Below are 21311 nucleotides of genomic sequence, written 5' to 3' on the forward strand. Positions count from 1 at the left end.
ACGAGTGTCAACATAGAGGCATGTCGATGCCAGAGGTTCAGCAGATTGTGATCGTGGGGTCGGGCCCTGCGGGCTACACCGCGGCGATCTACGCGGCACGTGCGGGCCTGGCCCCGCTCGTCCTCGCGGGCTCGATCACCGCGGGCGGCGCGCTGATGAACACCACCGAGGTGGAGAACTTCCCCGGGTTCCCGGACGGGATCATGGGCCCCGAGCTCATGGAGAGCATGCAGAAGCAGGCCGAGCGGTTCGGCGCGCGGGTCGAGTGGGACGACGCGACGCTGCTCGACCTGCAGGGCCCGGTGAAGACGGTCGTGACCGGCAACGGCGAGACGTACCGGGCCCGCGCGGTCATCCTGGCGACGGGGTCGGCCTACCGTGAGCTCGGCCTGGACGACGAGAAGCGCCTGTCGGGCCGGGGCGTGTCCTGGTGCGCGACGTGCGACGGGTTCTTCTTCCGCGACCAGCACATCGCGGTCGTCGGCGGCGGTGACTCCGCGATGGAGGAGGCCACGTTCCTGACCCGGTTCGCGCAGAAGGTGACCCTCGTGCACCGGCGCGACGAGCTGCGCGCGTCGAAGATCATGGCCGACCGTGCGCTGAACGACCCGAAGATCGAGGTCGCGTGGAACAGCGAGGTCATCGGCATCGACGGCGAGAAGAAGGTCGAGGCCCTCACGCTGCGCGACACCGTGACCGGGCAGGAGCGCGACCTGCCCGCCACGGGCCTGTTCGTCGCGATCGGCCACGAGCCGCGCACCGAGCTCGTCAAGGGACAGATCGACCTGGACGACGAGGGTTACATCCAGGTCGTGGGGCGCACCACGGCCACCAACCTCGAAGGCGTGTTCGCGTGCGGCGACGCCGTCGACCACACCTACCGCCAGGCCATCACCGCCGCCGGGTCGGGCTGCTCGGCCGCGCTCGACGCCCAGCGCTACCTCACCGAGCTCGCCGACGCCGCCGGCCTGGAAGATCTCGCCGGCACCCCCGAGGTCCCGAACCCCGACGATCTGCCGCTGGCGCTGGAGGAGATCCGATGAGCACCGTGACCGTCACCGACGACACCTTCGACGAGGTGGTCCTCGGCTCCGAGATCCCCGTCCTGGTGGACATCTGGGCCACGTGGTGCGGCCCGTGCCGCCAGGTCGCCCCGATCCTGGCCGAGCTTGCCGAGGAGTACGACGGCAGGCTCACGATCGCCAAGCTCGACGCCGACGCCAACCCGGCGACGGTCGCCGCGGCCGGGGTCGTGTCGATCCCGACGCTGAACTTCTACTCCGGCGGCCGGCTCGTGAAGTCCGTCGTCGGTGCCCGCCCGAAGCCGGCGCTGGTCGCGGAGATCGAGGAGGTCCTCGCGTGAGCGACCTCACGACCGCCACGCGCGGGCGCCTGTCCACGCTCGACCGGTGGCTGCCGCTGTGGATCGGGCTCGCGATGGTCGCCGGGCTCGTCCTGGGCCGGTTCGTCCCCGCCCTGTCCGAGGTGCTCACAGCGATGGAGGTCGGCGGGATCTCGGTCCCGATCGCGCTCGGCCTGCTCGTCATGATGTACCCGGTGCTGGCCAAGGTCCGCTACGACCGCGTCGGCGCGGTCACCGGCGACAAGAGGCTCCTGGTCTCCTCGCTGGTGCTGAACTGGCTGGTCGGTCCGGCGCTGATGTTCGCCCTGGCCTGGATCTTCCTGCCCGACCTGCCCGAGTACCGCACCGGGCTGATCATCGTCGGCCTGGCCCGCTGCATCGCGATGGTCGTCATCTGGAACGACCTCGCGTGCGGGGACCGCGAGGCGGCCGCTGTGCTGGTCGCGATCAACTCCGTGTTCCAGGTCGTCGCGTTCTCCCTGCTCGGCTACTTCTACCTCACCGTGCTGCCCGGGTGGCTCGGCCTGGACACCCAGGGCCTGGACGTGTCGGTCGGGCAGATCGCGCTCAACGTCCTCGTCTTCCTCGGCGTCCCGCTGGCCGCCGGGTTCGCCTCCCGCCTGGTCGGGGAACGCGCCAAGGGCCGCACCTGGTACGAGGACCGGTTCCTGCCCGTCATCGGGCCGTGGGCGCTGTACGGGCTGCTGTTCACGATCGTCCTGCTCTTCGCCCTGCAGGGCGAGGCCGTCACCTCGAACCCGCTCGACGTGGCCCGCATCGCGCTGCCGCTGCTGGTGTACTTCGCCGCCATGTGGGGCATCGGCATCATCGTCGGCAAGACGCTCGCGCTCGGCTACGCACGCTCCACGACGCTCGCGTTCACCGCGGCCGGCAACAACTTCGAGCTCGCGATCGCCGTCGCGATCGGCACGTTCGGCGCGACGTCGGGCCAGGCACTGGCCGGTGTCGTCGGCCCGCTCATCGAGGTCCCCGTCCTCGTCGGCCTCGTCTACGTGTCCCTGTGGCTCGCACGCCGCTGGTTCGCCGTCGACCCCTACGCCACCCCGGCTCCTGCACGCGAGCTGGACGAGGTGAGGTCATGACCACCACCCCCCTGACCGCGCGTGACGCGGACTGCGCCCCGCAGATCGAGTCCCACGCGATCGGCACCGAGGTCGCCGGCGCCGTCGCCACCACGCTCAAGGCCCTCGCCGAACCGCTGCGACTGCGGATGCTGTCCTTCATCGCCACCTCCCCCGCCGGGGAGGCGTGCGTGTGCGACCTCGCGGCTCTCACCGACGTGTCACAGCCGACGGTGTCGCACCACCTGAAGGTGCTGCGCGACGTCGGCGTGCTGACCTCCGAACGACGCGGCACCTGGGTCTGGTACAGCATCACCCCTGGCTACAAGGCCGCGGTGACGACGCTGCTGGACTCGTTCGCCCCGGCCGCGCTCGGCGCCACCCACGGCACCACGGTCCTGGCGGGCCTGGACGACGTCGACCCGGCGCTCGACCACCTGGCCGAGGACCTGGCCGGTGCCTTCCCCGACGTCCGGTTCGACGTCGTGCAGCGCGTGGTGCGCGAGTCCTACACCGACCTGGCCCGCTCGGCGAAGGTCTCGGCCCACCTGGTGCCGCTCACCGGCAGGTTCGCCCGGCAGAGACTGACCGACCTGACCCGCACCGACGACGCCCGCCCGCAGGTGCTGTTCGTCTGCGTCGCCAACGCCGGCCGCTCCCAGCTCGCCGCGGCCCTGCTCCAGCACTACGCCGGGGACCGCGTCGTGGTCCGCTCCGCCGGGTCCACGCCCGCAGCCGACATCCACGACGGCGTCCGCGAGGCACTGGCCGAGCTCGAGGTCGCCGACGACGAAGCCTTCCCCAAGCCGCTGACCGACGACGCCGTCCGCGCCGCCGACATCGTCATCACGATGGGCTGCGGCGACGTGTGCCCCGTGCTGCCCGGCACCCGCTACGAGGACTGGCTCGTGGGCGACCCCGCCCTGGCGTCCCCCGCCGGGGTCGCCGCGATCCGCGACGACCTCGACCAGCGAGTACGAGGCCTGCTCGCCGACCTGCTGCCCGACCTGACCCTGACCATCGCCTGACCACCACCAGCCACCAGGAGAACCCATGACCGAGACCAGCACCGCCAAGCCGTCCGCCCTGTTCGTCTGCGTCCACAACGCCGGCCGCTCCCAGATGGCCGCCGGGTACCTGCGCGCCCTGTCCGGCGGCGCCGTCGAGGTCCGCTCCGCCGGCTCGGCGCCGGCCGACCAGATCAACCCCGTCGCCGTCGAGGCCATGCTCGAGGAGGGCATCGACATCCGCGCCGAGCAGCCCAAGATCCTCACCACCGACGCCGTGCAGGCCTCGGACGTCGTCATCACCATGGGCTGCGGCGACGCCTGCCCGATCTTCCCCGGCAAGCGCTACGAGGACTGGGCCCTGGCCGACCCCGCCGGGCAGGGCATCGAGTCCGTGCGCCCCATCCGCGACGAGATCCGCACCCGCGTGGTCACTCTGCTGGGCGAGCTCGGTGTCACGCCGGTCACGCCCACACCGGCAGCCTGACGCAGACGGCTATCCTCGATGGGTGAGTGCCCCGGCAAGCGATTCGCCCCCGCCCCTGCAGGGGCGGGCCGACCGCGCGCCGGGGCCTGCCCTGCGCACGACGCTGAGCCGCGAGCAGGCCGAGGACACCGCCACCCTGCTGCGGGTGGTGTCCGATCCGACACGGCTGCAGCTGTTGAGCTTGATCCACCACAGCGCCGACGAGCGTGCCCGCGTCGCGGACCTGACGCGCGCGCTCGGGCTGCGTCAGCCCACCGTGTCCCACCACCTGAAGGTGATGACCGAGGCGGGCATCGTCACCCGCGACCCCGTCGGGCGCGAGGTCTGGTACTCCATCGTTCCCGTCCGTCTGCACGCGATCGCGGACCTGCTGCGCTGACCGCACGGGGCGTGCCCCGATGAGCCCGGACGACCTGCGCGCCGCCCAGGCCGGGGTGATGGCTGACCCCGACAGGTTGCGGCTGCTGGCCCTGATCATCACCGACCCGAGCGGGCAGCCGCGGGCGAGTGACCTGGCCGGACCGGGCGGCGCCCTGGAGGTCGTCGACGCGCACCTGCAAGCCATGAGCGACGTCGGTGTCCTGGTGCGTGTCGGGCATGGCCCCCACGGGCGATACCGTCCCACCCCGGACGCCTTGGCCCGGTTCGGTGGCGCCGCGATCGGCGCACCGGACAGGACTGGTACCAGGCCGGTGCCGGCCGGGGATCACGACCGCCTCCTGCGACGGATCATCGCCGACCTGAGCGCCACCTACACCGACGTCCTCGCGCCCGAGACGGTCGAACGGTTCGTCATCGACAGCTACGACCTGCTCGCTGCCCGTGCCACCGTACGCCGCCACCTGCCCGCGCTCACCGCGCGCTTCGCCGCCGACCGGCTCGCCGCTCTCACCATCGACCGCCGCGGCCTCGCACCGCACCGCGACGTGCTCTTCGTGTGCGTGCGCAACGCCGGCCGGTCCCAGATCGCCGCAGCGGTGCTGCGCTCGGTCGCCGGTGACCGGGTCCGCGTACGCACCGCGGGATCGGTGCCCGCAGCCTCGATCGACCCCGTCGTACGCGAGGAGCTCGCCCGGCGAGGCCTGGACGCGCTGACCGAGTTCCCCCGCCCCCTCACCGACGAGGTCGTCCGGGCCTCCGGCGTCGTGGTGACCATGGGCTGCGGTGACGCCTGCCCCGTCTTTCCCGGCCGGCGCTACGTCGACTGGGCCGTCGAGGATCCCTCGGGCCGCACGCCTGCAGACGTCGCGCGGATCGTCGACGACATCACCGAGCGGGTGCACGACCTCGTGCGCGACATCGCTCCCTGAGCGGCGCCCCGCTCAGAGTGCCGGTGCGCGGGCTTCAGCGACCCAGGTCACATCGACCACCAGCGCGCAGAACGCGTCGGATCCGGCGCCGGCTCAGCTGGCCGTTCCACCACCCGCGACCGATCACGGGGACGGCGTCCTGAGTCGCGTCCACCGTCAGGTCGCACCGCGCGCCGCGCGGGGAGAGGTGCGCCCATACCTCGCAGGCGGGCGCACCAAAACGCGTATGCAGGATCAGGCCGCCTGGGAGCGCGCCGCGCACCTGCCCGGCCATCGCCTCGAGCTCTGCGGACGCTCTCGACCGGTCCGCGTCCATCTCCAGGACGAGCAGCAGCGCACGCCACGTCTGTTCGATCGACGCTGCGACAGCGACCGTCACGCTCACCTGCGAAAGCCCACCTACCACCTCTCTCATGATAGATCGGCGTCTATGGGTTGGGATGTGCGTGAGCGATGAGGACGGCGCTCTCCAAGCGGAAGCCGATGCCGCGCACCGTGTGGATCGCTCCGGCGAGGTCATGGGCGTCCAGCTTGCGGCGCAGCCGGGAGATGACCGCGGCCAGCGTGCCGTCGGGATCGGGTGAGTGCGGCCAGTAGCGGTGGGTGAACCGCTCTCGCGGCACCACGTGGTCGGGGTGAGTCGCCAGCTCGTGCAGGACTTCGAACTCCAGCGTGCTCAGGTCGATACCGCGCCCGTGCAGACGGGCGTCGTAGCCGTCTGGGTCGAGCTCGAGCGGACCGACGTGCACCAGCAGGGGATCGTGGCTCGCACCGAGCTCGAGCAGGGTGCGGGCGAAGCGCGCGGATTGGTAGGGCTGGTCGATGACGGGCCGGGCCCCGGCGAGCACCGCGCCGCCGAGCCGGTCGGCGTCGCCGGCCCGGTAGGCGAGCAGGACGGGCAGGTCGAGCTCGTCGCGGACCACGGCGACGAAGGCGCTGAGCATCGGGTCGGGAAGCGCCGCGCTGACCACGACCGCGCTGGTGTGCGCGAGCGAGGCGCGGGCGAGCCCGCGCAGCGGGTCGTCAACGGGCTCGAGCGTGACGCCGTGCTCGCGCATCGCCGTCACGAGCCCTTCGTCGGCGTTGAACGAAGGGTCGACGAGCACGGCACGCACGGTCCGGGGACTGGGCACGGTCGCTTCTCGCTGGGTGCTGGCCCCGCGCGGAGGAAGGGTGACGGTCATCGTCGGCTCCTGGTGGGTGGTCAGCCGAAGCGCCCGGTGATGTAGTCCTCGGTGCGCTGGTCGGCCGGGTTCTCGAAGATCTTCGCGGTCCGGTCGAACTCGACGAGCTCGCCTGTGCGGTCACCCGTGGTCTCGTCCACGGCGGCGGTGAAGAACGCGGTGCGGTCGGCGACGCGGGCCGCCTGCTGCATGTTGTGGGTGACGATGACGATCGTGTACAGGTCGCGCAGCTCGGTCATGAGGGTCTCGATGCGCATCGTCGCGATCGGGTCGAGCGAGGCGCACGGCTCGTCCATGAGGATCACGTCGGGCTCGACCGCGATCGTGCGCGCGATGCACAGACGCTGCTGCTGCCCCCCGGACAGCCCGTAGGCGGACTGCTTGAGCTTGTCCTTGACCTCGTCCCACAGTGCCGCACGGGTCAGTGCCTGCTCGACGTGGTCGTCCATCGAGTCGACCTTCATCCCGGTGACCCGGGGGCCGTAGGCGATGTTGTCGTAGATCGACTTGGGGAACGGGTTGGGCTTCTGGAACACCATCCCGATACGGCGGCGCACCTCGATCGGGTCAACCCCGGCGCCGTACATGTCCTGGCCCCAGTACCGCACGGAACCGGTGACGCGAGCACCTTCGACGAGGTCGTTCATCCGGTTCAGGGACCGCAGGATCGTGGACTTCCCACACCCGGAGGGCCCGATGAGCGCGGTGATCTCGTTGTGCCCGAACGCGAGAGACACGTTCCGCACTGCCTGGAAGGAGCCGTAGTAGACGTCGACGTCCTCGCACTGCAGGACCGGGTCGGGCTCGGCCGGGATCTCGCGGTAGTCGCTCTGAGCCGCGCGGACGGAGATCTGGCTGGTGGTTGCCATGGTGGCCTTCGTGGAGCTGTCGGTGGTGGTCATGATCGGGAAGTCCTCGGGTGTTCTCACCAGCGTCGCTGGTAGCGGTTGCGGATGACGATGGCGAGCGCGTTCATGACCAGCAGGATCCCGACGAGCAGGATCGAGGTGGCTGCCGCGAGCTCGTGGAACCCGGCCTGGGGCGCGCTGGTCCAGCCGTAGATCTGGATCGGCATGGTCGTGAACCCCGACAGCAGCCCGTTGGGGTCGAAGGAGATGAAGACCAGGGCGCCCAGGAGCAGCAGGGGCGCGGCCTCACCGAGCGCGCGGGACAGCGCCAGGATCGTTCCCGTGGCGATACCGGGGACCGCGGAGGGCAGGGTGATGCGCCACGTGGTCTGCACCTCGGTCGCTCCCAGGGCCAAAGAGCCGTGGCGAAGCTCGCGCGGGACGGCGCGCAACGCCTCGCGCGTCGAGATGATGATGACGGGCAGGATGAGCAGGGCGAGGGCGAGCGCACCGCCGATGACGATGTTCTTGTTCCCGACCCCGATCAGGGCCAGGGTCCCGATGGCGAGCATGCCGTAGATGATCGACGGGATCGCCGACAGGTTCTGGATGTTGAGCTCGATGAACCGGTTGAACCAGTGGCGCCGGTCGGCGAACTCCTCCAGGTGAACTGCCGCCGCGACGCCGAGCGGGATCGCCAGGACCGCGGTGGTGCCGATCACCCACAGCGACCCGAGGATCGCCGGGCGAGCGCCGGCCTCCTCCGGGCGCGAGGACGGGTACTCGGTGAGCAGGCGCGCGTCGAGCCGGTCTGCGCCCTGGGCGATCGTCGTGACGATCAGAGCGACGAGCGTGGCGAACGCGACGAACAGCGAGAACCACAGCAGGGCGAGAAACAAGATGGAGGTCGGCGTGCGTTCCTTGGACCGCTTGCCGGTCGCCAGGCGTGCCTGTCGGGTCGCGACGGCGGGGGTGTGCAGGGCCATCAGTACTCCTGGCGGAAACGTCGCACGAGCTGGATGCTGATCGCGTTGACCACCAGGGTCAGGACGAACAGCAGCAGGCCCACGGCGAAGAGGGTGTTGTACTCCAGCGAACCGACCCGGGCGTCGCCCAGCGCCATGCGTGCGATGAAACCGGTCATCGTGGCGCCCTCCATGGTCGGGTCCGTGACCATCTGGGGGCGCGCGCCGGCGGCGATCGCGACGATCATCGTCTCCCCGATCGCGCGCGAGATGCCGAGCACGACTGCGGCGACGATCCCGGACAGCGCCGCGGGGAACACCACGCGCAGCGAGGTCTGCATCCGGTTCGCGCCCAGCGCGGCCGAACCTTGCCGCAGCGCGGACGGCACGGCGGACATCGCGTCCTCGGACAGGGAGGCGACGGTCGGGATGATCATCACGCCCATCACCAGCCCGGCGGCCAGGATGGAGAACGTGCCGACCTCGACGCTCAGCCACTCTCGCAGCACCGTCGGGGCGACGAACGACAGGGCGAAGAAGCCGAACACCACGGTCGGTACCCCGGCGAGCAGCTCGAGGATCGGCTTGAGGATCTTGCGCGCCCGCGGGCGGGCGTACTCGGCGAGGTAGACCGCCGCGCCGAGCCCGAACGGGACCGCGACCGCCAACGCGATCGCCGTGGTCCACGCCGTGGCCGTGACCAGCGGCAGCACCCCGAACGTCGGGTCGGCGAACTGCGGGGCCCACCGCGTCCCGGTCAAGAACTCCACGACGGAGACCTCGGCGAAGAACTGCAGCGCAGGCGACAGCAACGAGATCACGATGCCGACGGTGATCAGGATCGACAACCAGGCCGCCAGGCGCAGCAGCAGGCGCACCAGCTGCTCACCTCGGCGGGCACGCCGGCGGGTGATGGCCGGTGCGTGACCGGTCAGGGCCGAGGGCCGGCCCGGTGCTGCCACCGGGCCGGCCGACTCCGAATGCATGGTGCTCATCGAGGCGCCGGTCAGCCGACCAGGCTCGCGAGCTCGTCCGCCGCGGTCTGCGCCTGCTCGTCCGTCAGGTCGATGAACAGCGCGTCCGCAGCGATCTGCTCCTCGTTGGCGAGGTAGAAGTCGACGAACGAGCGCAGGGCCTCGTTCTCGGCGTACTTCGCGTTGTTGACGTAGATGAACAGCGGGCGGCCCAGCGGGGAGTACGTGCCGTCCTGCACCGTCTCCTTGGACGGGACGACGCACCCGTCGCCGCCGTCCACCGCGAGAAGCTTGACCGAGTCGGAGTTCTCCTCGGCGTAGCTCAGGCCGAAGAAGCCCATCGCCCCGGTTGCCCCCGAGACGCCCTGGACAGTGAGGTTGTCGTCCTCCGACGGGGTGTAGTCCGTACGGATCGCGCCCTCCTCACCGTTGATCGCCTCGGTGAAATAGTCGAACGTGCCCGAGTCCGTACCCGCTCCGTACAGCGCGAGCGGCTCGTCCGGGAACGACGGGTCGACCTGGTTCCACGACGTGACCGTGCCCTCGGAGTCCGGGCCCCAGATGGTCGCGAGCTGCTCGGTCGTGATGCACTCCAGCCAGTCGTTCTCCGGGTTCACCACCACCGACAGGCCATCGTTGGCGATGACGATCTCGGTGTACTCGATCCCGGCCTCCTCGCACGCCGCGATCTCCTCGTCCTTGATCGGACGCGAGGCGTCGGAGATGTCGGTCTCACCGGCGCAGAACCGCTTGAAGCCGCCACCGGTACCCGACGTGGCGACCGTGACATTGATCCCGGGCTCCTCGTCACGGAACAGGGTGGCCGCCGCAGAGCTCAGCGGCTCGACCGTCGAGGAGCCATCGATGCTGACCTCCCCGCTGAGCCCGTCACCCGAGGTCCCGCCGTCGCCGGTCGCGCCCTGGCTCTGGCCACCACATGCCGCGAGCGTGAGCACCAGGCCCGTCGCGCCGATCACGGCAGCAGTGCGCTGCGCAAGTCTGAACACGTAAGTCATCCCGTCTCGTCGGGGCGGGACCTTCGCCCGCCCGCATCCACCAACACGATCGATAGAACGCGGTCTATGTGAACGCGCAGTGAACGAGGTCGGAATCCCGGATGACAGATAGAGCACGATCTATGTTTGTATGATCGCCGGCGCGCTACGAGAAGGTCATGGTCTTCCGCAGCAGGCTCGTGCCGAGCCAGCGGTCGAACGTGCGGCTCATCCGTTCCGGGCGCCCGGCTCCGAGGAAGCGCGGTGCGCCAGTGCCGGGATACGACGCGACCCCCGCCATGTCGGCGGGGGTCGCGGTCAGTGGGTCGGGCTCACGCGTCCGGACCGTCGCCCGAACGCCCGTGCACGACGCCCGTGGCGAAGCCCACCCCGACGGGCGCCCCGAGGCCGAGCGTGACGAGCTGCGGCTCGGCGGGTGCGGTGCCGCAGCACGACCCGCCGGCGCTCTCGCCGTCGGCCTCCAGGGCGAGGTCGGACGAGCAGACGCCCGTCGCGGGCAGGTTCAACTCGACCGCGTCCGCCGCTGCGCGGTCCCCGGCCAGCGCCGCGGCGATCGAGCGCACCTGCTCGTACCCCGTGGCGAGGAGGAACGTCGGTGCGCGCCCGTAGGACTTCATGCCGGCGAGGTAGAACCCGTCGTCCGGGTGGGACAGCACCTGCTCCCCGTGTGGTGGCACCGTGCCACAGGAGTGCTGGTTCGGGTCGATCAGCGGGGCCAGCGCGGTCGGAGCCTCGACGACGGGGTCGAGGTCCAGGCGCACCTCGCGCAGCATGTCGAGGTCGGGGCGGAACCCGGTCGCGTTGACGATCTGGTGCACGTCGAGATGCAGCGCCCCGTCGCGCGCCGTGCCCAGGACCTGCACGGTGTCCCCGTCCGGGACGAGTCGCTCGATCGAGACCCGGGTGAGCAGGGTCAGGCGCCCCGCCTCCACGGCCGCCCTCAGCCGCGTGCCGAGCAGCCCGCGCGCCGGGAGCTCGTCGTCGGTTCCGCCGCCGAAGAGGCGCCGCGCGGAGCCGCCGCGGATCGCCCACGTGATCGTGGTGCCGGGCTCGTCCTCGGCGAGCTCGACAAGGCTGAGCAGCGTGTTCGCCGCGGAGTGCCCCATCCCGACGACGAGCGTGTCCCGCCCGGCGAACCGGTCGCGCTGCGACCCGAGGACGTCCGGCAGCGGCCCGGTCACGAAGCGGGCCGCCTCGGCCTCGCCCGCGGCCGGGAGACCCGAGACGCCCAGCGGGTTCGACGTCGAGAACGTGCCCGACGCGTCGATCACCGCGCGCGCCAGCACGTCCGCGACCCGTCCGTCCGGGCCGACCGTGCGCACCCGGTAGCCGCTCCGCTCGCGCCCGAGGGAACGCGTCTTGTCCGCGCCGTCGCGCGCGACCGCGAGGACCCGCGTCCCGGTGCGCAGCCGCGCAGCGATCTGCGGCGTCGCGGCCAGCGGGACCAGGTAGCGCCCGACGAGCTCCCCACCGGTCGGCAGGGTGTCCGGGTCCGGCTCGACCCACCCCGTCGGCTCCAGCAGGCGCCGCGCCGCGGCGTCGACGTCGTACCGCCACGGCGAGAACAACCGCACGTGACCCCACGACGCGATCGCCGAGCCCGGCCCACCACCTGCCTCGAGGATGAGCGGCTCCAGACCGCGCTCCAGCAGGTGCGCCGCCGCCGCCACCCCCACCGGACCCGCACCGATCACCACGACCGGCAGCTCGTCCCGCACTACCTCGCCCATCACGCCTCCTCGCATCGACAAACTTCGATCAACGACAGGGCGCCAACGTATCCATAAACGTCGATGCGTGGCAAGATGGAGGGATGACGACCACCGCGCTCACCCTCGAGGCACCGGACACCTCTGCGACGGGCGGGTGCTGCGCGCCGCTCGTGCGCGACGCCGCCGACCCCGCGACGGCGCGCGACCTGGCCCGCGTGTTCAAGGCGCTCGGCGACCCCACCCGGGTGCAGCTGCTGTCGATCGTCGCCGCGCACGACGGCGGCGAGGCGTGCGTGTGCGACCTGACCGAGCCCGTCGGCCTCGCCCAGCCGACCGTGAGCCACCACCTCAAGATCCTCGTCGACGCCGGCCTTCTCGACCGCGAGCAGCGCGGCCGCTGGGCGTACTACTCCCTCGTCCCGGGCGCACTCACTCGCCTCGCGACCTCGCTCGCCGAGACCGCGGCCAACTGAGGAAGCCACTGCACGTCGAGCGTGCTCCTTCACAGAACGACCGTGCAGGAACTTGCCACGGGTGCGCGGATGATCGCGGACGTCGGTGAGACCCTGGGAGTGGACGTCTGGACGCCTGGACGTCGGAGGCGACGATGATCGACATCCCGGGGTTGCCGGAGCCCGATGCAGGTCCGGTGTTCGGCCTCGCTCTGCTCGTGCACATCGCCGCGGGGATCACAGCGGTGCTCGCCGGACTGATCGCGATGCTCACCCGCAAGGGCGGTGAGTGGCACGTCGGTGCGGGTCGGGTCTTCCTCGGTGGGATCGCCGCTCTCTTCGGATCGATGGTCGTCATGGTGGCGATCCGTTGGCCCGCGACAGTTCATCTGGCCGTGCTCGGGGGCGTCGCGCTGGCCGCCGTGTTGCTCGGGTGGCGCAACCGGCGGCGCGGTGGCAGCGACGGCGCGCACATCGCGTGGATGGGCCTGGCGTACGTCACGATGCTGACCGCGTTCTACGTCGACAACGGACCGCACCTGCCTGTCTGGGAGCGTCTGCCCGACTGGTCGTTCTGGCTCCTGCCGGCCGCGGTCGGGGCACCGCTCACGGTCTGGGCGATCCGCCGGAACCGGCCGCCCCGATCGGTGCCCGCGCGCGAGCCCGAACCGACTCCGTAGGTCCCGGCGCCAGACGAGCGCAGCTAGCGCCAGGTGCGGTTGGTGAGGGCGGTGGTCAGCGTGCGGTCGTCGGGCACGCCGCGCAGACCCGTGGTCGTGGGGTAGACGCGGCACGCCAAACCAGGGCGAACGTGGGGCACGGGGAACAGGTCTTGTCCGTCGACGTAGAACGAGGGCGACCCGTGGAAGGCGAGCTTCTGGGCCTGGTCGTCGTCGGCGATGATCATGGTGGTGATGGGTGCGTCGAACCCGGTCCGGTCCAGGGCGCGGCGCAGCGCGTCTCGGGCGGGCGCCTCGTTCGGGCAGTCGTCGACGACCAGGAGCTCGATCTTCACCGGTCCATCCTCTCTCGCTCTGCCTGGGCGCTGAATCGCCAGCGGCTGGTCTGTCGCGCCATCGATCACGGAGCGGACGCATGTGCGCGCACCGACCAGGTCGATCTCGTCCCGCGCGGTTTCCGTCACCGCGAAGCCTTACACCGTGCAACTGGCTGCGCTACGTCCTGATGCTGACGTCCACCGTGGTGAGGGTTTCGCCGGCGGACGGAGGCCGGTCGGGATGGATGACGTGCGGGTTCAGCGGGCCGGGAAGCGGGGCGACCCCCGGCCCGCCGGCGCGCAGCCACCTGTGCAGTGCGGAGGTGAGCTCGTCGCCCGCGAGGCGTTCGAACCAGATCGGCGGTTGCTCGGCGCGCACGGCGGGTATGGGTCTGGCGACGAGGATGTCTCCGCGTTCGCAGGCGTCGAGGCAGTCCACGACCGTCAGGCGGGCATCGCCGCTCTCCGCTATGTCCCGGACACGGCCGAGCTGGCCACCTGGGTGGGTATCAGCGTCGCCAAGGGTTTCGCCGGCGCACAGGCGACAGGCCGTGAGGCCCGGGACGGCGGGACGTGCGCGTCCGGGAGATCGCCGCGCAAGGTCGCCGGAAGGCTGCGGGGTCATGCGTGCACGTCCTGCCGCTCGGCGTCGGGCGTCGGCTCTCCGAGGATCGTCCGGGTGCTTGTCTCGGGGCGAAGGTCCAGGCGGCGAAGCAGCTGGGCGTTGAGAGCGACGACGACGGTCGAGGCAGACATGAGCAGGGCACCGACGGACATCGGCATGACGAACCCGATCGGAGCGAGCACGCCCGCGGCGAGCGGGACGGAGATGAGGTTGTAGCCCGCGGCCCACCACAGGTTCTGCTTCATCTTGCGGTAGCTCGCCCGCGACAGCTCGATCACCGACAGCACCGAACGAGGGTCGTCGCTGGCCAGGATGACCCCGGCCGAGGCGATCGCGACGTCGGTGCCCGCACCGATCGCGATGCCGACGTCCGCCTGGGCGAGCGCGGGCGCGTCGTTCACGCCGTCTCCGACCATGGCGACCTTGCGGCCCTCGCGTTGCAGCTGCTGGACCTTGGCGGACTTGTCCTCGGGCCGCACACCGGCGAAGTAGCGTTCGATGCCGAGCTCGTGGGCGACGGACGCGGCCACCGCTTCGGCGTCGCCGGTGATCATCACGACCTGCACACCGCGACGGTGCAGCGCGGTGACCGCCTCGCGGGACTCGTGTCGGATCTCGTCGGCCAGGCGCAGGGCGCCCGCGACCTGCCCGTCGATCAGGACGTGCAGGATGATGGCGCCCGAGGCGCGCCACTGATCGGCGACCGGCAGCTCCTGCGCCGATCGCTCGTGCAGCAGGTTGGGCCCGCCGACCTCGACGTGGCGGCCCTCGACGGTGGCTCGAACACCGACTGCCGGGGACGACTCGAAGTCTCGAGCGGGCGGGACGGACAGCTTCTTCTCGCGCGCGGCGCGGACGATGGCCCGGGCGAGCGGGTGCTCGGAGTCGGACTCCGCTGCTGCCGCCAGGGCGAGGACGGTGTCCTCGTCGTGGTCGCCGGTGGGCTCGATCGCGGTCACGGTGGGCTCGCCCTTGGTCAGGGTGCCGGTCTTGTCGAACAGCACGGCATCGACGGTGCGCATGCTCTCCAGCGCGAGCCGGTCCTTGATCAGGACACCGCCGCGGGCGGCACGCTCGGTCGCGATGGACACCACGAGCGGAATGGCCAGGCCCAGCGCGTGCGGGCAGGCGATGACGAGCACGGTCACCGTCCGGATCACCGCGGCGTCGGGCAGCCCGAGGACGGTCCACGTCGCGGCGGTGAGCACCGCGGCACCGAGGGCGAACCAGAACAACCACCCGGCCGCGGTATCGGCCAGGCGCTGGGCCCGGGAGCTGGAGCTCTGCGCCTCGGTGACCAGGCGCTGGATGCCCGCCAGGGCGGTGTCCTGCCCGACCGCGGTGACCTCCACACGCAGACCCGAGTCGGTCGCGACGGTGCCGGCCACGACCAGCTCACCGCTGCTGCGCCGAACGGTGCGCGACTCGCCGGTGATCATCGACTCGTCCATGCTCGCGGCGCCGTCCACGATCTTGCCGTCCGCCGGGACCCTGCCGCCGGGGCGGACCACAACGACGTCGCCGACGCGCAGATCGGCCGGCGCGACGGTGATGACCTCGTCGCCCTCGACCCGCTCGGCCTCGTCCGGCAGCAACGCGGCCAGGGAGTCCAGGGCCGAGGTCGTCTGCGCCAGGGAGCGCATCTCGATCCAGTGGCCGAGCAGCATGATGACGATCAGCAGCGCCAGCTCCCACCAGAAGTCAAGCTGGTGGTCGAGCAGACCGAGGCTCGCGCCCCACGACGCGACGAACGCGACCGTGATCGCCAGGCCGATGAGCAGCATCATCCCGGGCTTGCGTGCCCGGATCTCGGACACCGCCCCCGTCAGGAAGGGCCGCCCACCCCAGACGTACATCACCGTGCCGAGCACCGGAGAGACAAGCCCCAGCCCCGGCACGTCGGGCAGCTCATACCCGAGCACCATCGCGAACATGCTCGAGGCCGCCACGACCGGGACCGCCAGAACCAGCATGATCCAGAACAGTCGACGGAACTGCCCCACGTGATCCCCATGCCCGCCAGGCCCGCCATGACCGCCATGGCCGCCATGGCCGGCGTGCTGGTCATGACCGGCGTGCTCCTGGTGACCGGCGTGGCTCAAGTGATCCTCGCGCTCAGGCGCGGACTGCCCACCATGGCTGGGGTGCTGCTCGTGGCCGTTGCCGTGCGGCCTGTGCTGCCCGACTTCCGCCTCCTCGTGATGCTCGGCGTGCGCCTCCCCACGGTGGGCGTGGTCGGGCGAATCGTGCGACGTGGCGTTCTCGCCGCCGGTTGCGTCGACGGAGGCCTGCCCGCGGTGGAGCTGGCCGGCCGCGGTCGGTTCGTGCTCTTCGTGACCGTGGGGCTTCATGACCGAACTTCCTCTCGTGACGCAACGACGGGATCAGCACAACCATATACCCCCGTGGGGTATTCCTCGACGTGGGGTGTGCAGGGCCCCACCGGGCTGGTGGGGCCCTGCACGCCGTCAGCGTCAGCCGACGCGGATGTACGTCGGGTTCGACTGCCAGATCTGCCCGTACCGGACGGTCTTGCCGGGCGAGGGTGCTTCGATCTGCATGTTGTCCCCGGCGTAGATGCCGATGTGGCCCGGGCTCCAGATCAGGTCACCGGGTTGTGCCTGGTCGCGAGAGATCACGGTGCCGGCGTACCGCTGCTCGGAAGAGGTCCGGGGCAGATTGATGCCGACCTGGGCGTACACGTAGGACGTGAAGCCGGAGCAGTCGAATCCTGCTGGGGTCGTGCCGCCCCATTGGTAGGGCACGCCGAGATACTGCATCGCGACGCTCACCACGCTCGAGCCGGCCGCAGACGGCGGGGCCGCGACCGGTGCCTGGGCCTCGGCTTGCTCTGCCTCGGCAGGAGCGCGCTCCTGGCTACGTGATGAGCGGTCCTCACGGACGGGCTCGGGCTCCGGCTCCGGTTCCGGTTCCGGCTCGGGGGCCGGGGTGACCGCGACCGGTGCCTGCTCGATCGCGAACGCCGCGTCGGCCGAGACGGTGACCGCGGGCGCGGCACTGAGCGCCTGGCGCGCCGGCTCGGTCAGCGCGCTCAGGTCGACGCTGGACACCGCCTTGGGGTGGTCGGTGCTCGGTGCGGCGCTGGCCGGTGCTGCGAACACCGAGACCAGCAGACCGGAGCCTGCGGCGAGCAGGGCCCCCTTGCGGGCGGCGTTGGCTGTTCCTTCCTGGGCTGCCCTGGCGAGCGGGGTCAGCGGTGTGATGGGTGGGCGGGACGCGCGGTGACGTCCCGGGTTTCGTGCGGTCATGGTGTTCTCCTTCGCGCCTGCGGGGTGAGCTGTCGGGTTCGGATCGGAGAGTGACCCGGCCGTACCGGTGGCTGCGGTGCGGCTTCACCCCGAGGACACCGTGGTGCCCGGTTGAGTGGTTCCCCCGTCCCTGTCATGGGTGTTGGTGGTGTGCTCCAAGAGGTGACAGGGCTCGGCGCTCTCTTGGATCCCTCGCGGATGTCCCGCGAGGAGCATGGGGTTGGCCGCTGGGCCCGGCAGTGGGGGCACGGGTCGGTCGCGGCGGGTGGTGCGGTCTGGGTCGCCCGGTGCTGGGGCGGGCGGCGTGTCACCCGGTCTCCTGGCGGCCGAGCACCGGGTCCCAGCTGGCGCCGAGGTCGCGGCTGGTGAACAGGCCGGTGTTCGTGGCGAGGAGGATCCAGGGCTGGTTGCCGGGGCTGTCGTCGGGCACGTACGTCATGGCTTGCGTCCCGCTCGGCGCGGTGCCGTGCTCGGTCCAGTCGGTGCCGCCCGGTGAGCCGGTCCACACGGCGCCCTGTGGGTCGATCCCGACCAGCGTTCCGCCGAGCCCGGCGTCGACGAGCACCAGGGTCGGCGCGTCGCGGTCCAGGGTGAAGGTCTGCCCGGTGTCGCGGCTGAGCTGCAGACCCGTGGGGGTGGTGGCCACGATGGTGTCTGGGTCTGCACGCATGACGTGCACGTCTCGGGCCTCCACGGTTGCGCCCGGTGTCCAGCTGGCTCCGGAGTCGTTGCTGATCAGCAGGCGCGACGTGGCTGAGTCCAGGCCGACGACGCGCTCGGCGCCGGTGTCGGTGGTCGCGGTGCTCAGCGCGTGGAAGTCGACCTCGCCGGTCAAGGAGACCTGATCCCAGGTCGTGGCGCCGTCGGTGCTGCGGATCAGCCCAAGGTTGGGCGTCTTCAGGTCCGTCTGCTCTCCGGGCGCCGGGTGGCCGGAGGCGTAGAGGGCGCCGTCGACCGTGACGGTCATGCCCATCGTGTCCTGGCGGCCCTCTCCGGCGCGTTCAAGCTGTCCAGGGTCCTCCTCGAACGGGTCCGGCATTGTCCAGACCCCGGTGTGGGTCGCGATCAGGACCGTGTGGTCGGCCGGGTCAACCTGCACGTCGTGCACGTGCCCGAAGTCGGGCAGGTTCTGGGCCGCCACTCTCGTGACGGTCGGCGCGGGTGGTGAGGTCGGGGTGCAGGCAGACAGCAGCAGGACGGTTCCTGCTGCTAGCCACCCGCTCCCCCGCCTCTTGTGGGCAGGGTTCATCAAGGCAGTCCTTCGGCAAGGGGCCCGCGCGGGGGCGCGCACAACACCAGTGCGTGCACGCCCCACGGGGCGAGGGTCACATCGCGGCGAGCAGCTCTTCCATGGTGGAGATCTCGGCCTGCTGGGTGTCGACGATCTGCTGCGCCATCGCCACAGCGTCCTCGTTCTTGCCGTCGTCCACCTCGGTCTGGGCCATCTCGATGGCGCCCTGGTGGTGGACGATCATCTGCTCGAGGAACAGCCGGCCCGCCTCGGCCCCCTGCGCGTCCTGCAGGGCCTGCATGTCCTCTTCGCTCATCATCCCGTCCATGGACCCGTGGTCCATGGTCTCCGTCGAGTCGGACTCCGAGACCGGCGACCCCCACTCCTCGAGCCAGGTGGTCAGCTGCTCGATCTCGGGGCCCTGGGCATCCTTGATCTGGTTCGCCAGGTCGATGATTTGAGGGTCGACGCCCTCCTTGGCCACGATGACGTCGGACATCTCGATCGCCTGCTCGTGGTGGGGAACCATCATCTGGGCGAACATCACGTCCTGCTGGTTGAACCAGTCGCCCTCGGCCGGGCTCTCCTGCTCGCCGGCCTCGGTCGTGGAGGACATCGACGCCATGTCGTGCCCCGGTTCCTCGTCGTTCGAGCACGCCGCGAGACTCACGACGGTGACCAGCGCGATCGCTGGGGCAAGCACACGCTTGACGTTCATGGGAAAGGACCTCTCAACTCGGTACTCAGCAACCACACACGCCCCTATCGGGAACGCGAATCGGTCGACGCGTACGCGTCGACGGCGTGCGGTTCCTACGTCCGAGAGATCCCGAGGACGTGCAGCGACGGTGCTGCACCTACGGCGGGCAACACCCTGCCAGCCTGGATCAAGCGCGACCACACCGGTGCCAGGCGCGCCATCAGGCTCGCGCCCGGGCGAGCCAGGGCGAGCAGCGCGACCGCGATCATCAGGCACATGGCGGACGCCATCTCGTGACCACCGCAGTCGGTGCATCCGCCCGGCGCGTCGTGCGCGTGCGACCCGGCTTCTGACGATCCCGCCTCGTGGGCCGGGGCGGGGTGATCGGCGCTGGTCATGATCGCGGCGGCTGGGCCGACGTGCGCCGTGGCCGAGCCGCTCATCGCGTGCATCGTCACGAAACCCAGCAGCAGCGCCGCGACGAACAGGGCACCCGAAAGCCCTCGCCGGCGACCGGCGAGCAGCGAACGAAACGTCGTCATCGGGTGCATGTCCCCGTCAGCCTAACCACTGCACCCGTGCCAGCTCCAAGATCCGGTCCGCGCCGCGGCTCATCCCAGCTTCGCCAGCAGCGCCCTGCACGCCTCTTTGCACGCCCGGCACGCCCGCGCGCACACCGCGCAGTGCTCGTGCCTCCATCTTCGCGCCTGGCCCCGCACACAACACACGCCGTCACGCACTGCCCCCCACCACCGAGCCCACGAGCTAGCACCGCCCAGCACTGCCCGGCTGCGAGTACCAGAAGCGGCTCGTAGCGTCGAGGGTCCCTGCTGCTCCTGGACGGGGTTGCTGCCTGAACCGTGTGCCGACCACGCGCTCCAGACGAGGCCTGGCGCGACCGGAACCTGCGTCGTGACGTAGAAAGAGGTGCCCTTCGATGAATGCTCGGCGCGATGCCAGCGCTCAGAACGATCAGCAGCACTCGCAGAAACCAAACCAGGACGACCAACACGCGCGCCAGATGCGTGGTATGTACCTGCGGTTCGCCGCGATGATCCTCACCGCCATGGTGGTCATGTACTGGGTGATGTTCGTCGGCTCCTGGGAGTGGGGCCACGTCCGCTTCAGCCAAAGCCGGGTCTTCATGGCCCTCACCATGGGCGGCACCATGGGGCTGATCATGCTCGGCTGGATGCTCAACATGTACAAGAACACCAAGGCCAACATCGCGATCGTCACGGCGAGCCTCGTCCTGTTGGTGGGCGGCGCGGCACTGGACCGCAGTCAGATCACCGTCAACGACACCGCCTTCATGCGCGCCATGATCCCGCACCACTCCTTGGCCATCACCCGTTCGGAACGCGCACAGATCTCGGATGTCCGAGTGTGCGAGCTCGCGGTGGAGATCAGCGAGGCTCAGAAGCGCGAGATCGCCGAGATGGACTGGCTCATCGCTGACATCGAGGAGAACGGCCTCGCCACCACCTCCGAACAAGCTGACGCACGACCCGTCCCGGACTTCACCGGCACCGCTCTGCGAAGCTGTCCGACGCCCTAGCCCCGCATGGATGAAGGCACGATCGGATGAACGTCCAGGAGAAGCACCTTGCTGGCGTCACCCAGACCGCTACCCGTTCGTGAAGCGAGTCCGCGATACAGACAGGCGGGGCACGGCTTCATATGGCCGTGCGGTGCGCGCCGCCACGCCTTGCCCCCAGAGTGTCGCCCGACGGACTTCCGTATCCTTGCTTTCGTGCCTGCCAGCGTGCCGGACCGCTCTCTACGGGGCTCATCCCAGCGCGGCTAGCAGCGTCCGGCACGCTTCTTCGCACGCCCGGCACGCCCGCGCGACTCATACCGCGGATCACGCGCATAGGCACAGAACATCCGGATCGAGATCTCGTAGTTGCGAAGTGTCGACAAGGCCCGCGGCGACGGCCCTGACCGCAACCAGCTGATCCATGCCTCGCCCTCGGCCGGCCCCCACTGCCAGGGATACAGACCGCTGAACTCGACGAAGCGGCGAACCAACCGCAGCCGAGCAGTGATCGTAGTTGAGTCCCCGATAGTGGTGTAGCGCGGTTGCCGA

At 70.6% G+C, this 21311-nt stretch carries 24 protein-coding genes, 1 pseudogene and 1 riboswitch; of the genes and pseudogenes, 10 read left to right on the forward strand and 15 right to left on the reverse strand.

Going from position 1 to position 21311, the window contains the following annotated elements; all coding sequences use genetic code 11:
• Nucleotides 1-20 precede the first annotated feature (20 nt).
• From trxB to GJV82_RS15130, 7 genes are read left to right on the forward strand one after another with little or no spacing between them, the layout of a single operon-like run.
• A complete protein-coding gene (trxB, locus tag GJV82_RS15100) occupies nucleotides 21-1043 on the forward strand; it encodes a thioredoxin-disulfide reductase (RefSeq protein ID WP_061269031.1) in 1023 nt (340 codons plus the stop codon).
• Nucleotides 1040-1363: a thioredoxin gene (trxA, locus tag GJV82_RS15105; RefSeq protein ID WP_061269030.1), complete on the forward strand. Its 324-nt coding sequence runs from the start codon at nucleotides 1040-1042 to the stop codon at nucleotides 1361-1363. The genes trxB and trxA overlap by 4 nt, the downstream gene beginning before the upstream one ends.
• A complete protein-coding gene (gene arsB, locus GJV82_RS15110; RefSeq protein ID WP_061269029.1) occupies nucleotides 1360-2466 on the forward strand; it encodes an ACR3 family arsenite efflux transporter in 1107 nt (368 codons plus the stop codon). Before trxA ends, arsB begins: the two co-directional genes overlap by 4 nt.
• The gene (locus tag GJV82_RS15115; RefSeq protein WP_155099796.1) at nucleotides 2463-3473 is read left to right on the forward strand and encodes a metalloregulator ArsR/SmtB family transcription factor; all 1011 of its coding nucleotides are present in this window, start codon (nucleotides 2463-2465) and stop codon (nucleotides 3471-3473) included. The genes arsB and GJV82_RS15115 overlap by 4 nt, the downstream gene beginning before the upstream one ends.
• A gap of 25 nt (nucleotides 3474-3498) precedes the next feature.
• Nucleotides 3499-3939 carry an arsenate reductase ArsC gene (locus GJV82_RS15120; RefSeq protein ID WP_155099797.1) on the forward strand — a complete coding sequence of 147 codons (441 nt, stop codon included), beginning with the start codon at nucleotides 3499-3501 and terminating at the stop codon, nucleotides 3937-3939.
• Nucleotides 3940-3961: 22 nt separating this feature from the next.
• The gene (locus tag GJV82_RS15125) at nucleotides 3962-4318 is read left to right on the forward strand and encodes an ArsR/SmtB family transcription factor (protein ID WP_318657696.1); all 357 of its coding nucleotides are present in this window, start codon (nucleotides 3962-3964) and stop codon (nucleotides 4316-4318) included.
• A gap of 19 nt (nucleotides 4319-4337) precedes the next feature.
• Nucleotides 4338-5249 (forward strand): arsenate-mycothiol transferase ArsC, encoded by a 912-nt coding sequence (locus GJV82_RS15130; protein WP_225873384.1) that lies wholly within the window; start codon nucleotides 4338-4340, stop codon nucleotides 5247-5249.
• Between the two features lie 34 nt (nucleotides 5250-5283).
• Here GJV82_RS15130 and GJV82_RS15135 read toward each other — a convergent pair whose 3' ends face one another.
• From GJV82_RS15135 to GJV82_RS15165, 7 genes are all read right to left on the reverse strand, one after another.
• Complete coding sequence (locus GJV82_RS15135) at nucleotides 5284-5634, reverse strand: hypothetical protein (RefSeq protein ID WP_155099798.1); 351 nt, start codon at nucleotides 5632-5634, stop codon at nucleotides 5284-5286.
• Between the two features lie 43 nt (nucleotides 5635-5677).
• The gene (locus GJV82_RS15140; protein WP_155099799.1) at nucleotides 5678-6433 is read right to left on the reverse strand and encodes a winged helix-turn-helix transcriptional regulator; all 756 of its coding nucleotides are present in this window, start codon (nucleotides 6431-6433) and stop codon (nucleotides 5678-5680) included.
• 20 nt (nucleotides 6434-6453) lie between these two features.
• Complete coding sequence (gene pstB / locus GJV82_RS15145) at nucleotides 6454-7224, reverse strand: phosphate ABC transporter ATP-binding protein PstB (RefSeq protein WP_225873393.1); 771 nt, start codon at nucleotides 7222-7224, stop codon at nucleotides 6454-6456.
• Nucleotides 7225-7358: 134 nt separating this feature from the next.
• Complete coding sequence (gene pstA / locus GJV82_RS15150) at nucleotides 7359-8267, reverse strand: phosphate ABC transporter permease PstA (protein ID WP_155099800.1); 909 nt, start codon at nucleotides 8265-8267, stop codon at nucleotides 7359-7361.
• Nucleotides 8267-9124, reverse strand: coding sequence for a phosphate ABC transporter permease subunit PstC (gene pstC / locus GJV82_RS15155; RefSeq protein WP_318657697.1), 858 nt, complete (start codon nucleotides 9122-9124; stop codon nucleotides 8267-8269). Before pstC ends, pstA begins: the two co-directional genes overlap by 1 nt.
• 128 nt (nucleotides 9125-9252) lie before the next feature.
• Nucleotides 9253-10236, reverse strand: a complete 984-nt coding sequence (locus tag GJV82_RS15160; RefSeq protein ID WP_155099801.1) for a PstS family phosphate ABC transporter substrate-binding protein — start codon at nucleotides 10234-10236, stop codon at nucleotides 9253-9255.
• A gap of 311 nt (nucleotides 10237-10547) precedes the next feature.
• On the reverse strand, nucleotides 10548-11966 hold the full coding sequence (locus tag GJV82_RS15165; RefSeq protein WP_155099802.1) for an FAD-dependent oxidoreductase: 1419 nt from the start codon (nucleotides 11964-11966) through the stop codon (nucleotides 10548-10550).
• Nucleotides 11967-12049: 83 nt separating this feature from the next.
• Here GJV82_RS15165 and GJV82_RS15170 point away from each other — a divergent pair, with 83 nt between their 5' ends.
• Both GJV82_RS15170 and GJV82_RS15175 read left to right on the forward strand, forming a co-directional pair.
• Nucleotides 12050-12421, forward strand: coding sequence for an ArsR/SmtB family transcription factor (locus tag GJV82_RS15170; protein WP_155099803.1), 372 nt, complete (start codon nucleotides 12050-12052; stop codon nucleotides 12419-12421).
• A gap of 134 nt (nucleotides 12422-12555) precedes the next feature.
• Complete coding sequence (locus tag GJV82_RS15175; RefSeq protein WP_155099804.1) at nucleotides 12556-13080, forward strand: DUF2306 domain-containing protein; 525 nt, start codon at nucleotides 12556-12558, stop codon at nucleotides 13078-13080.
• 23 nt (nucleotides 13081-13103) lie between these two features.
• Here GJV82_RS15175 and GJV82_RS15180 read toward each other — a convergent pair whose 3' ends face one another.
• The 7 genes from GJV82_RS15180 to GJV82_RS15210 form a co-directional block, all read right to left on the reverse strand.
• Nucleotides 13104-13415 (reverse strand): hypothetical protein, encoded by a 312-nt coding sequence (locus GJV82_RS15180; protein ID WP_155099805.1) that lies wholly within the window; start codon nucleotides 13413-13415, stop codon nucleotides 13104-13106.
• A 160-nt stretch (nucleotides 13416-13575) separates the two neighbouring features.
• Complete coding sequence (locus tag GJV82_RS15185; protein ID WP_196217275.1) at nucleotides 13576-14022, reverse strand: hypothetical protein; 447 nt, start codon at nucleotides 14020-14022, stop codon at nucleotides 13576-13578.
• Entirely contained in the window at nucleotides 14019-16373 is a 2355-nt protein-coding gene (locus tag GJV82_RS15190; protein WP_225873385.1) for a heavy metal translocating P-type ATPase, read from the reverse strand. The genes GJV82_RS15185 and GJV82_RS15190 overlap by 4 nt, the downstream gene beginning before the upstream one ends.
• A gap of 123 nt (nucleotides 16374-16496) precedes the next feature.
• A complete protein-coding gene (locus GJV82_RS15195) occupies nucleotides 16497-17291 on the reverse strand; it encodes a C40 family peptidase (RefSeq protein WP_155099806.1) in 795 nt (264 codons plus the stop codon).
• Nucleotides 17291-17449: riboswitch (cyclic di-AMP (ydaO/yuaA leader) on the reverse strand. Its footprint overlaps the gene before it by 1 nt.
• A 149-nt stretch (nucleotides 17450-17598) precedes the next feature.
• A complete protein-coding gene (locus GJV82_RS15200) occupies nucleotides 17599-18432 on the reverse strand; it encodes a F510_1955 family glycosylhydrolase (protein ID WP_155099807.1) in 834 nt (277 codons plus the stop codon).
• A 184-nt stretch (nucleotides 18433-18616) separates the two neighbouring features.
• Nucleotides 18617-19240 carry a DUF305 domain-containing protein gene (locus GJV82_RS15205; protein WP_155099808.1) on the reverse strand — a complete coding sequence of 208 codons (624 nt, stop codon included), beginning with the start codon at nucleotides 19238-19240 and terminating at the stop codon, nucleotides 18617-18619.
• A 95-nt stretch (nucleotides 19241-19335) separates the two neighbouring features.
• Nucleotides 19336-19764, reverse strand: a complete 429-nt coding sequence (locus GJV82_RS15210; protein ID WP_196217276.1) for a hypothetical protein — start codon at nucleotides 19762-19764, stop codon at nucleotides 19336-19338.
• A gap of 395 nt (nucleotides 19765-20159) precedes the next feature.
• Between GJV82_RS15210 and GJV82_RS15215 the strand changes: the two genes are divergently transcribed.
• The gene (locus tag GJV82_RS15215) at nucleotides 20160-20780 is read left to right on the forward strand and encodes a DUF305 domain-containing protein (protein ID WP_225873386.1); all 621 of its coding nucleotides are present in this window, start codon (nucleotides 20160-20162) and stop codon (nucleotides 20778-20780) included.
• A gap of 245 nt (nucleotides 20781-21025) precedes the next feature.
• Here GJV82_RS15215 and GJV82_RS20205 read toward each other — a convergent pair.
• Nucleotides 21026-21311 (reverse strand): annotated as a pseudogene (locus GJV82_RS20205) (hypothetical protein); the annotation flags it as partial.

This window comes from Cellulosimicrobium composti (assembly GCF_009711085.1).
GTDB lineage: Bacteria > Actinomycetota > Actinomycetes > Actinomycetales > Cellulomonadaceae > Cellulosimicrobium > Cellulosimicrobium composti.

What these genes read in the sequence shown, in the direction of transcription:
- GJV82_RS15170 (WP_155099803.1), top strand. Translation starts at nt 12,050, where the DNA reads ATGACGACCACCGCGCTCACCCTCGAGGCACCGGACACCTCTGCGACG.
- GJV82_RS15175 (WP_155099804.1), top strand. Translation starts at nt 12,556, where the DNA reads ATGATCGACATCCCGGGGTTGCCGGAGCCCGATGCAGGTCCGGTGTTC.
- GJV82_RS15115 (WP_155099796.1), top strand. Translation starts at nt 2,463, where the DNA reads ATGACCACCACCCCCCTGACCGCGCGTGACGCGGACTGCGCCCCGCAG.
- GJV82_RS15120 (WP_155099797.1), top strand. Translation starts at nt 3,499, where the DNA reads ATGACCGAGACCAGCACCGCCAAGCCGTCCGCCCTGTTCGTCTGCGTC.
- GJV82_RS15215 (WP_225873386.1), top strand. Translation starts at nt 20,160, where the DNA reads ATGAATGCTCGGCGCGATGCCAGCGCTCAGAACGATCAGCAGCACTCG.
- pstA (WP_155099800.1), bottom strand. Translation starts at nt 8,267, where the DNA reads ATGGCCCTGCACACCCCCGCCGTCGCGACCCGACAGGCACGCCTGGCG.
- GJV82_RS15160 (WP_155099801.1), bottom strand. Translation starts at nt 10,236, where the DNA reads ATGACTTACGTGTTCAGACTTGCGCAGCGCACTGCTGCCGTGATCGGC.
- GJV82_RS15195 (WP_155099806.1), bottom strand. Translation starts at nt 17,291, where the DNA reads ATGACCGCACGAAACCCGGGACGTCACCGCGCGTCCCGCCCACCCATC.
- trxA (WP_061269030.1), top strand. Translation starts at nt 1,040, where the DNA reads ATGAGCACCGTGACCGTCACCGACGACACCTTCGACGAGGTGGTCCTC.
- GJV82_RS15185 (WP_196217275.1), bottom strand. Translation starts at nt 14,022, where the DNA reads ATGACCCCGCAGCCTTCCGGCGACCTTGCGCGGCGATCTCCCGGACGC.
- GJV82_RS15205 (WP_155099808.1), bottom strand. Translation starts at nt 19,240, where the DNA reads ATGAACGTCAAGCGTGTGCTTGCCCCAGCGATCGCGCTGGTCACCGTC.
- GJV82_RS15190 (WP_225873385.1), bottom strand. Translation starts at nt 16,373, where the DNA reads ATGAAGCCCCACGGTCACGAAGAGCACGAACCGACCGCGGCCGGCCAG.
- GJV82_RS15130 (WP_225873384.1), top strand. Translation starts at nt 4,338, where the DNA reads ATGAGCCCGGACGACCTGCGCGCCGCCCAGGCCGGGGTGATGGCTGAC.
- trxB (WP_061269031.1), top strand. Translation starts at nt 21, where the DNA reads ATGTCGATGCCAGAGGTTCAGCAGATTGTGATCGTGGGGTCGGGCCCT.
- GJV82_RS15210 (WP_196217276.1), bottom strand. Translation starts at nt 19,764, where the DNA reads ATGACGACGTTTCGTTCGCTGCTCGCCGGTCGCCGGCGAGGGCTTTCG.
- GJV82_RS15140 (WP_155099799.1), bottom strand. Translation starts at nt 6,433, where the DNA reads ATGACCGTCACCCTTCCTCCGCGCGGGGCCAGCACCCAGCGAGAAGCG.
- GJV82_RS15165 (WP_155099802.1), bottom strand. Translation starts at nt 11,966, where the DNA reads ATGGGCGAGGTAGTGCGGGACGAGCTGCCGGTCGTGGTGATCGGTGCG.